The 11,989-nt window shown below is 61.9% G+C and carries 15 protein-coding genes; 10 read left to right on the top strand and 5 right to left on the bottom strand.

Features of this window, described 5'->3' with window-relative positions; all coding sequences use genetic code 11:
- Positions 1–120 precede the first annotated feature (120 nt).
- The 6 genes from X726_RS154775 (at position 121) to X726_RS154800 (ending at position 4,861) form a co-directional block, all read left to right on the top strand.
- Positions 121–657, top strand: coding sequence for an N-acetyltransferase (locus tag X726_RS154775; RefSeq protein ID WP_023669955.1), 537 nt, complete (start codon positions 121–123; stop codon positions 655–657).
- Positions 658–762: 105 nt separating this feature from the next.
- A complete protein-coding gene (locus tag X726_RS154780; RefSeq protein ID WP_023669954.1) occupies positions 763–1,524 on the top strand; it encodes a 3-hydroxyacyl-CoA dehydrogenase in 762 nt (253 codons plus the stop codon).
- 6 nt (positions 1,525–1,530) lie between these two features.
- Positions 1,531–2,697, top strand: a complete 1,167-nt coding sequence (locus X726_RS154785) for a CaiB/BaiF CoA-transferase family protein (RefSeq protein WP_023669953.1) — start codon at positions 1,531–1,533, stop codon at positions 2,695–2,697.
- A gap of 35 nt (positions 2,698–2,732) precedes the next feature.
- Positions 2,733–3,503 (top strand): HugZ family protein, encoded by a 771-nt coding sequence (locus tag X726_RS154790; RefSeq protein WP_023669952.1) that lies wholly within the window; start codon positions 2,733–2,735, stop codon positions 3,501–3,503.
- Between the two features lie 153 nt (positions 3,504–3,656).
- Positions 3,657–3,995: a metalloregulator ArsR/SmtB family transcription factor gene (locus X726_RS154795; RefSeq protein WP_023669951.1), complete on the top strand. Its 339-nt coding sequence runs from the start codon at positions 3,657–3,659 to the stop codon at positions 3,993–3,995.
- Between the two features lie 71 nt (positions 3,996–4,066).
- Positions 4,067–4,861, top strand: coding sequence for an RNA methyltransferase (locus X726_RS154800; protein WP_023669950.1), 795 nt, complete (start codon positions 4,067–4,069; stop codon positions 4,859–4,861).
- A 38-nt stretch (positions 4,862–4,899) separates the two neighbouring features.
- Here X726_RS154800 and X726_RS154805 read toward each other — a convergent pair whose 3' ends face one another.
- Both X726_RS154805 and X726_RS154810 read right to left on the bottom strand, forming a co-directional pair.
- Positions 4,900–6,060 carry a hypothetical protein gene (locus X726_RS154805; RefSeq protein ID WP_023669949.1) on the bottom strand — a complete coding sequence of 387 codons (1,161 nt, stop codon included), beginning with the start codon at positions 6,058–6,060 and terminating at the stop codon, positions 4,900–4,902.
- Positions 6,061–6,215: 155 nt separating this feature from the next.
- Positions 6,216–6,752 carry an EipA family protein gene (locus X726_RS154810; protein WP_245259859.1) on the bottom strand — a complete coding sequence of 179 codons (537 nt, stop codon included), beginning with the start codon at positions 6,750–6,752 and terminating at the stop codon, positions 6,216–6,218.
- Between the two features lie 391 nt (positions 6,753–7,143).
- On the opposite strand from X726_RS154810, the gene X726_RS154815 reads away from it, so the two are divergent.
- Together X726_RS154815 and X726_RS154820 are read left to right on the top strand one after the other, a co-directional pair.
- Entirely contained in the window at positions 7,144–7,773 is a 630-nt protein-coding gene (locus tag X726_RS154815; protein WP_023669947.1) for a histidine phosphotransferase family protein, read from the top strand.
- A 243-nt stretch (positions 7,774–8,016) separates the two neighbouring features.
- On the top strand, positions 8,017–8,385 hold the full coding sequence (locus X726_RS154820; RefSeq protein ID WP_023669946.1) for a response regulator: 369 nt from the start codon (positions 8,017–8,019) through the stop codon (positions 8,383–8,385).
- Positions 8,386–8,470: 85 nt separating this feature from the next.
- Here the strand turns inward: X726_RS154820 and ctrA are convergent, their stop codons facing one another.
- Positions 8,471–9,166, bottom strand: coding sequence for a cell cycle two-component system response regulator CtrA (ctrA, locus tag X726_RS154825; protein ID WP_006203583.1), 696 nt, complete (start codon positions 9,164–9,166; stop codon positions 8,471–8,473).
- A 449-nt stretch (positions 9,167–9,615) separates the two neighbouring features.
- On the opposite strand from ctrA, the gene X726_RS154830 reads away from it, so the two are divergent.
- Positions 9,616–9,993, top strand: coding sequence for a flagellar export protein FliJ (locus tag X726_RS154830; protein WP_023669945.1), 378 nt, complete (start codon positions 9,616–9,618; stop codon positions 9,991–9,993).
- Positions 9,994–10,101: 108 nt separating this feature from the next.
- Here the strand turns inward: X726_RS154830 and X726_RS154835 are convergent, their stop codons facing one another.
- On the bottom strand, positions 10,102–10,503 hold the full coding sequence (locus X726_RS154835) for a helix-turn-helix domain-containing protein (protein ID WP_023669944.1): 402 nt from the start codon (positions 10,501–10,503) through the stop codon (positions 10,102–10,104).
- Positions 10,504–10,596: 93 nt separating this feature from the next.
- On the opposite strand from X726_RS154835, the gene X726_RS154840 reads away from it, so the two are divergent.
- Positions 10,597–11,526 carry an NADP-dependent oxidoreductase gene (locus X726_RS154840; protein WP_023669943.1) on the top strand — a complete coding sequence of 310 codons (930 nt, stop codon included), beginning with the start codon at positions 10,597–10,599 and terminating at the stop codon, positions 11,524–11,526.
- Positions 11,527–11,590: 64 nt separating this feature from the next.
- Here the strand turns inward: X726_RS154840 and X726_RS154845 are convergent, their stop codons facing one another.
- Entirely contained in the window at positions 11,591–11,866 is a 276-nt protein-coding gene (locus X726_RS154845; protein WP_013529904.1) for a DUF1153 domain-containing protein, read from the bottom strand.
- Positions 11,867–11,989 lie beyond the last annotated feature (123 nt).

Raw genomic sequence — 11,989 nt, 5'->3', positions numbered from 1 at the left:
GTTCGATCTTGGCTTGATCCGGTTTGACCGACGACGAAAGGGCGCCCGCGCTTAGAAAGCGCTGACTGGCGAACGCTGCCGCTTGCAGCAACCTTTCCTCTTTATCGGACCGCGAAGACCATGAGCCTTGCCGACGTGAAATACCTGCCGGAAACTCCGGCGCATGATCCCGAAATCGAAGCCATCAACGACGAAGCCTTTGGTCCGGGCCGTTTCGTGCTGGCCGCCTACAAGATCCGCGAGACCGGCGGCCACGAGCGCTCGCTATCCTTTGTCGCCATGGATGGCGACATTGTCATTGCTTCGGTGCGCATGACCCGCATCGCCGCCGGCGCCGGACGCGCGCTGATGCTGGGGCCGCTCGCCGTGCGGCCCGCCTTCAAGAATCTCGGTATCGGCCGCCGGCTCGTGGCGATCGCGCTGGAGGCGGCCGCCAAGGCCGGCGCGCCGGCGGTGATCCTTGTCGGCGACGAGCCTTATTACGGCCCGCTCGGCTTCAGAAAGATCCCCCGCGGCCAGATCTCCATGCCGCGCCCGGTCGACCTCGACCGGCTGCTGTCGCACGAGATCGTGCCCGGTGCCGTGGCGCGGCTCTCCGGCGAGGTCGGCCATGCCAGCCTTGCCAGGATCGCGGAGCAGGCACCAGTGATGGCCTGAGCTCCAGGATCGGTCGCGGCACCGGTCGCGATGGATCCCCATTGGTCAGGTTGCACCATGGCGGCGACCTCCGTAGCATGACCCGGACAGCACGGAGCACGCCGCATGAACCCTAACCGCCAGATTGCGATCGTAACCGGCGGCGGCTCCGGCCTCGGCGAGGCAACCGCCCGCGCGCTGGCCGACAAGGGCGCGCGCGTCGCCATTTTCGATATCGGCATCGACCGGGCATCGAAGGTGGCGGGCGACATTGGCGGCGCCGCCATCCAGTGCGATGTGAGCAGCGCCGACAGCGGTGCGGTCGCGGTCGCCGAGGTGGAAAAGAGACTTGGGCCAGCGCGCATCCTGGTCAATTGCGCGGGCATTGCCATCGGCGTGAAGACGATCGGCAAGGATGGTCCGCATCCGCTCGACCAGTACCGCAAGGTGATCGAGATCAATTTGATCGGCACCTTCAACATGATCCGACTCGTCGCCGACCGTGCCGCCAAACTCGAACCGCTGCAGGGCGGCGAGCGCGGCGTCATCGTCAACACCGCGTCGGTGGCCGCTTATGATGGCCAGATCGGCCAGGCCGCCTATGCCGCATCCAAGGGCGGCGTCGTCGGCATGACGCTGCCGGTTGCCCGCGACCTGGCGCGCTCCGGCATTCGCGTCTGCACCATCGCGCCCGGCATCTTCAAGACGCCAATGATGGCCGGCATGCCGCAGGAGGTGCAGGATTCGCTCGGCGCGGCCGTGCCCTTCCCGTCCCGCCTCGGCGAGCCGTCCGAATATGCCGCGCTCGCCCTGCATATCGTCGAAAACCAGATGCTCAACGGCGAAACCATCCGCCTCGATGGGGCAATCCGCATGGCGCCGAAATAGACGGCCATGGCGGCCGGCGCAGTGAAGACCGGTCCGCTGGCCGGCCTGAAAGTCATCGAGATGGCCGGGCTCGGCCCGGTGCCGCTGGCCGGGCTGATGCTGTCGGACATGGGCGCCGAGGTGCTGCGCATCGAGCGCACCGGTTCGGACCAACCCCTGCTGCCGCTCTCCGATGCGTACAATCTCGACCGTCACGGCCGCTCCATCCTGCGCGTCGACCTCAAGCAGGCCAAAGGAACGGAACTGCTGCTGCGCCTTGCCGAAAAGGCCGATCTGTTTGTCGAAGGCTTTCGCCCCGGTGTGATGGAGCGGCTTGGTCTCGGCCCGGATGCTGCATTGGCGCGCAATCCGGCGCTGATTTACGGCCGCATGACCGGCTTCGGCCAGGACGGGCCGCTCGCAGGTCGCGCCGGCCACGACATCACCTACCTCGCCTATTCCGGTGTGTTGCATGCCATAGGCCGGGAGGAAGGCCGGCCGGTGCCGCCGCTGAATCTGATCGCCGACAATGGCGGCGGCGCCATGATGCTGATCGCCGGGGTGCTTGCAGCGCTGTTCGAGCGCTCGCGCTCCGGCAAAGGCCAGGTGATCGACGCGGCGATGGTCGAGGGCGCTTCGATGCTGGTGGCCCCCATACACGCCTTCATGTCGGCAGGTCTGTGGAGCGACCGGCGCGGCGCCAACCTGCTCGATTCCGGTGCGCCCTTCTACGACACCTATGAGACGGCGGACGCACGCCACGTTGCGGTCGGCTGCCTTGAGCCGCGCTTCTTCGCCGCATTCGCAAAGCTGCTGCCGCTCGGCGAGGATTTTGTCCGCGGCCAATACGACAAGGCGTTGTGGCCGGACATGCGCGCGGCCATTGCCGACCGGTTCCGGCAGAAGACACGCGACGACTGGGACGCGCTGTTTGCCGCAAGCGATGCCTGCGTGGCGCCGGTTCTGTCGCTGGCCGAAGCCAGGGATCATCCGCACAACCGGGCGCGTCACGCATTTGTGAAGGCCGGTGCGCTCGAGCGCCCCGCGCCCGCGCCACGCTTCTCGGCCTCGCAGCCGGCGCTTGCCGGCATGTCTGAAGATGACGATCAGCTGCCCCAGACTGTGCTGGCGCGCTTCGGCTTTTCGACAGCCGAGATCAAAGCGCTTGTCAAAGCCGGCATGATTGGCCAATAACTGGATTTAGAAAATCAACTTACCTGGTGGGCATTTTGGACCAGCCGAAGAAGGACGTCATTCGCGCGACGGACGCCGAGGCGATCAGGCTGGCCGCAACGCTGATCCGCAGCGCCCGTTTCGGCGCCCTCGCGGTGATCGAGCCTTCGACCGGCGCACCGCTGGCCTCCAGGGTCGGAGTCGCCACCGACATCGATGGCACGCCTCTGATCCTTGTCTCGGCGCTGTCAGCCCATACCGGCGCCATCCTTGCCGAGCCGCGCTGCTCGCTGCTTGTCGGCGAACCCGGCAAGGGCGATCCGCTGGCGCATCCCAGGATAACACTGGTCTGCCGGGCGCAGCCGCTGGAACGCGGGTCGAGCGCGCATGCCCGCGCCGAGCGGCGCTATCTCAACCGCAATCCCAAGGCAAAGCTCTATGCCGGGCTCGGCGATTTCTCGATCTTTCGCCTCGAGCCGGAGCGCGCCAGCCTGAATGGCGGCTACGGTAAGGCCTACCTGCTCGACCGTGCCGATCTCATCACCGAGGGGTTGATCGTCGACGAGCTGGCCGCCAGCGAACAATCCGCTCTCGACCACATGAATGCCGACCATCTCGACGCCATCGCCGTCTATGCCCATCATTTCGCCAGGGTTGAAGGTGATGGTTGGACCATGACCGGCTTCGATGCCGATGGCATGGACCTGGCATCGGGCGACACCGTTTGCAGGGTCTATTTTCCGCAGCCATTGAAGACCGCGCGCGACCTGCGGCCGGTTCTGGTCGACATGGCCAAAGCCGGTCGTGCGCCAGCTACGCAAGGATAATCGTCATGAATCAAAAGCACGTCTTGAGATTTGGGCGAAATGATCTACGATTCAGGCGACGCTGAATCAGCAGCGTGATCCATAGCTGAATTATAGCAGCCAACGCTATTTGCCCCCATAGCGTTTGGATGAGCAGGAAAACATGGGGCATCGATGGTCTCGACCAAACTAATCGCCAATGCCGAATCGGCGGCGACATTTCTGACCCTTATGGGCAACGAAAAGCGGCTCTTGATCATGAGCTATCTGGCCGACGGTGAAATGTCGGTCGGCGCCATCGCCGAAAAGGTGATGCTCAGCCAGTCCGCTTTGTCGCAACATCTGGCCAAGCTCAGGGCGCTCGATCTTGTCGAGACCCGCCGCGACCGGCAGATGATCTACTATTCCTGCAAGTCCGAAGCGGTGCGCGAACTGTTGCGCATGCTGGACGGCATTTTCGGGATAGGCGACTTGTCCCAGATGGCAACGCGTCTGCGCCGCGCCGGGACTTGACCTGCAGGGCTTGACTGGCGACTCCGATCGCTCCTTACCTCGCTGACGATTTTTCGCCGGCCGAGGTATTGATGGATCCGATCCAGATCGACGACGCGCGCGATCCGCGGGTCGCCGCCTATCTCGACATCCGCGAGCGCGATCTCACCGGCCGCCATGGCCGGTTCGTTGCCGAAGGCAAGGTGGTGCTGGACGTCCTGCTGTCAGCCGGACGCTTTGCTGCGGAGTCGGTCCTGGTCCTCGAAAACCGGCTGGCCGGGCTCGACGACATCCTGCGCAAGGCCCCTGCCGACCTGCCGGTCTACGTTGCGGCAAGCGCCGTCATGGACAGGATCGCCGGCTTCCACGTGCATCGCGGTATATTGGCGATCGGCAGCAAGGGCACGCCACAGCCCGCCGAGGCCTTGCTCGACACCTTGCCTGCCGAAGCGTTGATCGTCGTTCTCATCGGCATCGCCAACCATGACAATATCGGATCGATCTTCCGCAATGCCGCCGCCTTCGGCGCCGATGCCGTCTTCGTCGACGCCACCTGTTGCGACCCACTGTATCGCAAGGCGATCCGCGTCTCCGTCGGCGCCGCGTTGAAGGTGCCCTTTGCGTCCTTCGGCGACACTGAAGCTTTCATCGCGAAGCTCGGCGAGTTGGGCTTCGGCCAGGTCGCTTTGTCGCCGCGTGGTGAGGCTGACATTCGTGATGCCGCGCGACCGAAACGACTGGCGCTCTATCTCGGCACCGAAGGCGAGGGCCTCCCGGAGAGCCTGCTTGCCCGCCTGCGGACGGTGCGGATCGCGATGTCGGAAGGGTTCGACAGCCTGAATGTTGCTGCCGCGTCAGCCATTGCGCTGCACCATTTTTCGCCCTGATAGGCGTAGTCAGGCAATTCCAAGCCGGGGCTTGAAACTCAGCTCGGCAAATCTGCCTTCTGCAACGCCCGCACGCGATCGGCCAGGCTGGTGGTTCCTGACCGCGTTTCCTGCGGCGCCGCCAGCGCCTTGGCGATCGGTGAATCGGGTCCTTCGAGCTTGGCCGTCAAATGGACGACCTCAGCCGCCAGATTGTTCATCTGTTCGCGCAAGGCAGAACCGGCATCATTGCCATTGCCGGGGCCATTCCCGGGCTTCGCGGATCCAGAACCGCCAAGCTCCGCCTTCATCCGCTTGTTTTCGCGGGCCAGCGTCGTCAGCCTGGCTTCGAGCCGCTCTCGGTCGCCTTCGAGCTTGGCGAGCGTCTTGTCGATGTCCTCGTTCCTGGCGCGGGCACTGTCTTGCGCACCAACCAGGCCAGCAGCCACGGCGCCTCCTGTAGCCTCGCCCTTCACCCGCTCGCGAAGCCGGGCCAGTTCCTTTTCGCGGCGATCGAGCTTGTCCTCGCGATCGGCAAGCGTGGCGAGCAGGCGCTCGAGCTTTCTGTCGAGGTCGGCGGTTCTTTTCTTTTCGGCCTTCAAGGCATCGCGCGTGGCCTTGCCTTCGGCGACGACTTCCTGATGGCGCTTGTCGGCCTCCTTCCGCTGGCCGCGCAGCACTGAAATGTCGTTGGCAAGTTTTTCCAGCTCGGATTCGCGAGCCACCAGTTCGATCTGACGATTGCTGGAGGAGAAGGACGCGTCGTCGTACATATGTTCGAGCTTTTCCAGCTCGAGCGCGCGCTTTTCCATCATGCGCTCTGTTTGTGCAAGCCTGTCCGACAGCTGTTGTATCTGCTGCTCGCGATGCAGCAGCAATTCGTTTTTTTCCCCGAGCTCCGAAAGCGCCTGCTTCTTGTCCTTGCGCTCGACCGCCAGGCCCTTCAGCGCCTCGCGGCCGCGATTGATTTCGACGAGTTGCTCATTCGCCTGCTCACGCAGCGTCTTGATGCTGATTTCGAGCCGGCGCGTCGTCATGGCGAACTCGGCCCGCAAGCTGTCCTTGTCGGCCTGGATCTCGGCCAGCGTTCGCGGCACCGACGCCTCGACACGCTTGCGTGTCAGCGCGACCGCCCGCCGCCAGATGGCCGGCGCGACCAGCAGCGCCAGAAAGCCTGCGCACAGAAAGCCGAGGGCGAAGAACAGGATCGACTGAACCAAGGTGACTACCCGTTACGGGCGGGCCGCTATCCGGCAACCGCCAAGTCTGGACTTTGCCATGTTCGCATGACGCAAATCCAGCGCTGCGGCAAGGGTTTGCCGCAGCTGCACCGGGTCAGAATCTGTTGATCGGGTCGAAGTGTGGTCGGAATCGCTCAGAAAGGATTCCAGGTCGGCCTCTGCGTCAGCTTCAGATAGCCGAGATTGACGCCAAGCCGCGCGCCGACGCCGGTGCGGATCGGCACCAGCAGCACCCTGTTGTTCTGCAGCACGTTGAAGCCGACGCCGGCCACGACATAGGCCGAACCGGCAACGCCGCCGAACCGATTGTAGAGATTGCTGACGTCGTCGAGGTTATAGACGAGCATCATCACCCGCGATCCCTCGCCGCCGAAATCCCAACCGAGCGAAGGCCCTTGCCAGAACACCTTATGGTCGCCGGCATTCTTGGTGTAGAGCGTACCTTCGCCATAGGTCAGGCCGCCAATCAGCGCGCCGGATCCCTCTTCGCCGAGCAGATAGCCATTGGGCAGGCCGTAGGAGGCAAAAATCTTCTCGACGACGGTTGCGAGACCGCCCGACGTCGCGCCGAAGAACTTGTGACCGGAATCGACGATCTCCTGAGCGGTGTATTCCTGTGCCCGCGACGCAGAGGTTGAGAAAGCGAGAGCGCCCATGAGGGCAATCGCCATGAAGAAGACGCGGACAAACGTCCGGTCGTAGAATCGGGAAACCATGCTTCCAATCTCCGTCAGGGAGCACTTTCGCCGACGCCTCGCACCCGTCCGGCTCTTTAGGCGGCCGTTAAGGATGACTGTTACGGGCAAACTATGCCGTAATCCTTTTTCAACCATTAACCTCCCACATGAACATGGCGGTTCGAAGGCTGTTTCTGACGGTCTGCGCGGGCTCCGATCCTGTGCAAAGATGCCGTTTTTCTCACAAGAATTGTGGATTGTTGCTGCACGCTCGGGCGCTGTGTATTCAGAATGCCTGGGGGGGAGAGAGCGTGATTCGGGTGGTGAGCGTGGCTGTCGGCCGCGCGGCCACCAGGATGTGAATTTTAGCAGGGATTTTTCGCCGATGGCTGAGCTTTTCTCTCTCTCCGCACCCGATCTCGCAGCGTTGTTGTGCAGCCGAGTCTGCCACGACATCATTTCGCCGGTCGGCGCCATCAACAACGGCCTTGAACTCCTGGACGAGGGCGGCGCCGACGAAGACGCCATGAAACTGATCCGGCAGAGCGCCAGAAACGCTTCGGCCCGCCTGCAATTCGCCCGCATCGCCTTCGGCGCCGCCGGTTCGGCGGGCATGATGATCGACACCGGCGATGCCGAGTCCGTCGCCATCGCCTTCCTGAAGAACGAGAAGCCGGAATTGATCTGGAACGGGGTTCGCGCCCTGCTGCCCAAGAACAAGGTCAAGCTGCTGCTCAATTTGCTGCTCGTCGCCAATGCCGCCATCCCGCGCGGTGGCAGATTGGTGGTCACGCTGGAAAACCTCGACACCGAGCCGCGCTTTGCGCTTGCCGCAAGCGGCCCGATGCTGCGCGTGCCGCCGAAATTCCTCGAGCTCCATTCCGGCAACAAGCCCGAGGAGCCTATCGACGCCCATACCGTCCAGCCCTACTACACGCTGCTGCTGGCGCGTGAGGCCAACATGACGATCTCGATTCACGCGACCGCCGAAGAGATCGTGCTGTCCGCGGCTTGAGCGAAGCCGTTCGGCAGGACGCCGAGCATCAAGAACAATCAAGTATCTTTTCCCGCTGATATTTGCGGCAATTCAGAACAGGCAAGTTTCATTGCCGGCAACGCCCCTGCAGAATGGGGCTGCAAACGACATGTTTGTAAAAACTTTACCTAACGGCTTTTCTGCTTCTTTACCAGATCGGCCTAGTGTGCATCCCGATACCCGGATGCCGCCGGTTCGCCCCATGGCAAAGAGGACCCGGAAATGAAGCGCTGCATGTTTGTCGACGATTCGAGCGTCATCAGAAAAGTTGCAAAACGGATTCTTGGCGGCTCCGACATGGTGGTGATCGAAGCGGCAACTGGACTTGATGCTGTCGAGATGTGCGCTGCCGAGATGCCTGATGTGATTGTCGTCGACGGCGCCCTGCCGGACATGCAAGCGGTCGACGTCATTCGCCAGGTTCGCGCCATGGAGAGCACGATCAAACCACAGATTCTGATCTCACTGGTCGAGGTCGACGTTGCCTCGATCATGAAGGCAAAGCGCGCCGGCGCCCAGGGTTATCTGTTGAAGCCGTTCAACCGGCCGCAACTGCTCGAACGTTTTCGTACCTTGAAGGTTGCCGCCTGATTCGGCTCGTTTTCGGCCAAAAAGGACAGCAAAAAACCCGGCCTGAGCCGGGTTTTTTGCATTGGTTCAATCGGATGGTGTTCGCTCAGGCGCTGACGCGGATGTCTTCCGGCTCGCGCAGCACATAGCCGCGACCCCAGACCGTCTCGATGTAGTTCTGGCCACCGGATGCTGCGTCGAGCTTCTTGCGCAGCTTGCAAATGAAGACGTCGATGATCTTCAGTTCCGGTTCGTCCATGCCGCCATAAAGGTGGTTGAGGAACATTTCCTTCGTCAGCGTGGTGCCCTTGCGCAGCGAGAGCAACTCCAGCATCTGGTATTCCTTGCCGGTCAGATGCACGCGCTGGCCGCCGACTTCGACGGTCTTGGCGTCGAGATTGACCACTAGGTCGCCGGTGGTGATGACCGACTGGGCATGGCCCTTGGAACGGCGCACGATGGCATGAATGCGGGCGACCAGCTCGTCCTTGTGGAACGGCTTGGTCATATAGTCGTCGGCGCCGAAGCCCAGGCCGCGCACCTTGTCCTCTATACCGGCCATGCCGGACAGGATCAGGATCGGCGTCTTCACCTTGGACAGGCGAAGTGTCCGCAAGACTTCGTAGCCGGACATATCGGGAAGGTTGAGGTCGAGAAGAATGATATCGTAATCATAAAGTTTACCGAGATCGACACCTTCTTCGCCGAGGTCGGTCGTGTAAACATTAAAACTTTCAGATTTGAGCATCAGCTCGATGCTCTGAGCGGTTGCACTGTCGTCTTCTATCAGCAGAACGCGCATTTCATTCCCCTTTTCTGCCGCCGGACCATGTCACGACCCATCCGGGACCGGAGCAGTGATTGCCTGAACAGAGGCTGCCATCGAATGGTTAACAAAACCTAATTCCGCACCAAGGACGGTACCAGATTTTTTAACCGCTTTCTACACCCTCTTGAATCTAATGATGAATCACAGAACCAAATCGCTAATGCTACACATTAATAAGTCGGACTAAGTGACTCAACGGACTCGCTGGCCGGCTTCCGCATCGGGAGCCGGAATTTTTACCCGGCCTTAAGTCCTCGCCCTTATGATTAACAATGCGCGTAAACGAATGGTTACCGCCGGCAAAAAACTTTAGGGATTTGTTTCCCATAGTTCGGGGAATGCCGGTGGATACGGGCGGCGCCAGGCCCTGGCGGGCGGATTGGACGATATGTGCAGGTGTGCGTTTCCGGGAGTACCGAATCATGAAGTCACGTGAAAACCTCGTTCGGCTGAAGCAATTTCAGGTGAATGAGAAGCGGCGGCAGCTGCTGCAGCTCGACATGATGATCGCCGAGTTCGAGCGCATGGCCGTTGAACTGGAGCTTCAGATCACCGCCGAGGAGAAGAAGGCCGGGATCACCGACATCAATCATTTTGCCTATCCGACCTTCGCCAAGGCGGCGCGTCTGCGCCGTGATAACCTCAGAAACTCTCAAAGCGACCTCGCCCAGCAGCGAAGCGCTGCCGAATCATTACTCGGCGAAGCTGAAGCGGAGCTTTCCAAGGCCGAGATGCTGGAATCGCGCGACACCAAGATCCGCGACGCGGAACTCGGCGGTCGCAGCGCCATGATCGGCTGACGGCAGGGTTTTAACCCGACCGGCGCCCCCTGACGCCGCGCTTTGCTTTGCGTGTAGCGCGCCAAAAGGCTCCGGCGCTGCTGACCTGGCCGCAAGGCGGCCGCAGCTTCAGGCCCGTGTCAAATCCCCGTCCTGGTTCGCCGCCGCCCTCGCCCGCGCTTGCTTGATGTCAGGCACATGCTCTTCCGACCAGGACCGTATCTGGGTGAGCAGCCCCGCCAGGTTCTGGCCAAGTTCGGTCAATTCATATTCGACCCGCGGCGGGATCACCGGAAAGATTTCGCGCCGCACAAGCCCGTCGCGCTCGAGGACGCGCAGCGTCTGCGTCAGCATTTTAGGCGTGATGCCTTCGAGCTTGCGCGCCAGTTCGCCGTTGCGCATCCGGCCACGGCGCAGCGCACAAACCGTCAGATAGACCCATTTGCTGGCCAGCATCTCGAGCACGGCGTGCGAAGGACACGTCCGCTGGAAGGCGTCATAGCCGGAGCCGCAATCATTATCACTATCCATAAAGTGCCTATATATGAAAAAGGTACATACTGGACAAGGGAATATTACTATCCAAATGATAGTGGCACAGAAACCCCAGCAGGAGCCTCACCCATGCGTGCCGTTGTCCAGAATTCCGTCGGCGGACCCGACGTCCTCGTCATCGCCGATCGCCCTGCGCCCTTGCCCAAGTCAGGCGAAGTGCTCGTGCGCGTGCATGCCGCCGGCATCAATCCGGTCGATGGCTCGGTGCGCGCCGGTTACTATCCTTTGCTGGGCGAACCGCCCTTCACTTTGGGCTGGGATATTTCAGGCACGGTCGAGGCGGTAGGCCCAGGCGTCGATGGAGGCCTCAAGGTCGGTGACGCCGTGTTCGGCATGCCGCATTTTCCCAAGCAGGCCGCAGCCTATGCGGAACTCGCTGTCACCCCGGCTGATGAAATCGCACCGAAGCCGCAAGGCATCGATCACTTTCATGCAGGCGCGCTGCCGCTGGCCGGCCTGACCGCCTGGCAAGGCCTTGTCCGCCATGGCGGCCTGAAGCGCGGCCAGCGCGTGCTGATCCATGCCGCGGCCGGCGGCGTCGGGCATCTGGCGGTGCAGATCGCCAAGGCGCACGGCGCTTATGTCATCGCCACCGCCAGCCCGAAGAAACTCGATTTCGTCCGCTCGCTCGGCGCCGATGAAGTGGTCGACTACACCAAGCGAGATTTCACCGCCGAGGTCAGCGACGTCGACCTGGTGCTGGAGCCGATGGGCGGCGACCATGCCGACCAATCGCTGACAGTCCTGAAGGACGGTGGCGCCCTGGTGTCGCTGCTCAATGTCCACGACACCACCCGAGCCAAGGCTGCTGCGCGTGGGATCCGCGTCGAGCGCATGTCCGTCGTGCCCGACCGTGAAGGCCTCGTCGAACTTGGCAAACTGGTCGATGCGGGAAAGCTTGCGGTCCATGTGGCAAAGGCGTTTCCGCTCGAACAGGCGGGCGCCGCGCACGCTTTTCTCGCCACTAGGCCGATCGGCAAGGTGGTGCTGACGGTCTGAAGCAGGCATTACCGACAGGCAAAAGGGCGCGGTTACCGCGCCCTTTTCTGTTGTGGTCCTGGCTCTAGTGCCGGTATTGCTGGATGCGCGTCGTGCGCAGCCCGGCAAGGCCGTATTCGTCGATCGACGCTTGCCAGGACAGGAATTCCTCGGTGGTCAGCTTGTAGCGCTGGCATGCCTCGTCGAGGCTCAAAAGCCCGCCGCGCACCGCAGCAACCACTTCCGCCTTGCGCCGGATAACCCAGCGACGTGTATTCGTCGGCGGAAGATCGGCAATCGTAAGAGGGCTGCCGTCAGGCCCAATAACATATTTGACTCGCGGTCTAACAAGATCGGTCATCGTACTCTCTACTAAAAACTCAAAGACCCAATCCCCACCACATTACCGCCACAGCTTTAAAAATTGCCTAAGCGAACCCTAATGAGTAGGTAAGGATCATGAACGCCGCGTTAGTCTTTTTAT

Source organism: Mesorhizobium sp. LSJC285A00 (assembly GCF_000503155.1).
Classification (GTDB): Bacteria; Pseudomonadota; Alphaproteobacteria; order Rhizobiales; family Rhizobiaceae; genus Mesorhizobium.
The sequence above is the reverse complement of the archived record's forward strand: the minus strand, read 5'-3'. Positions and strand labels throughout refer to the sequence as shown.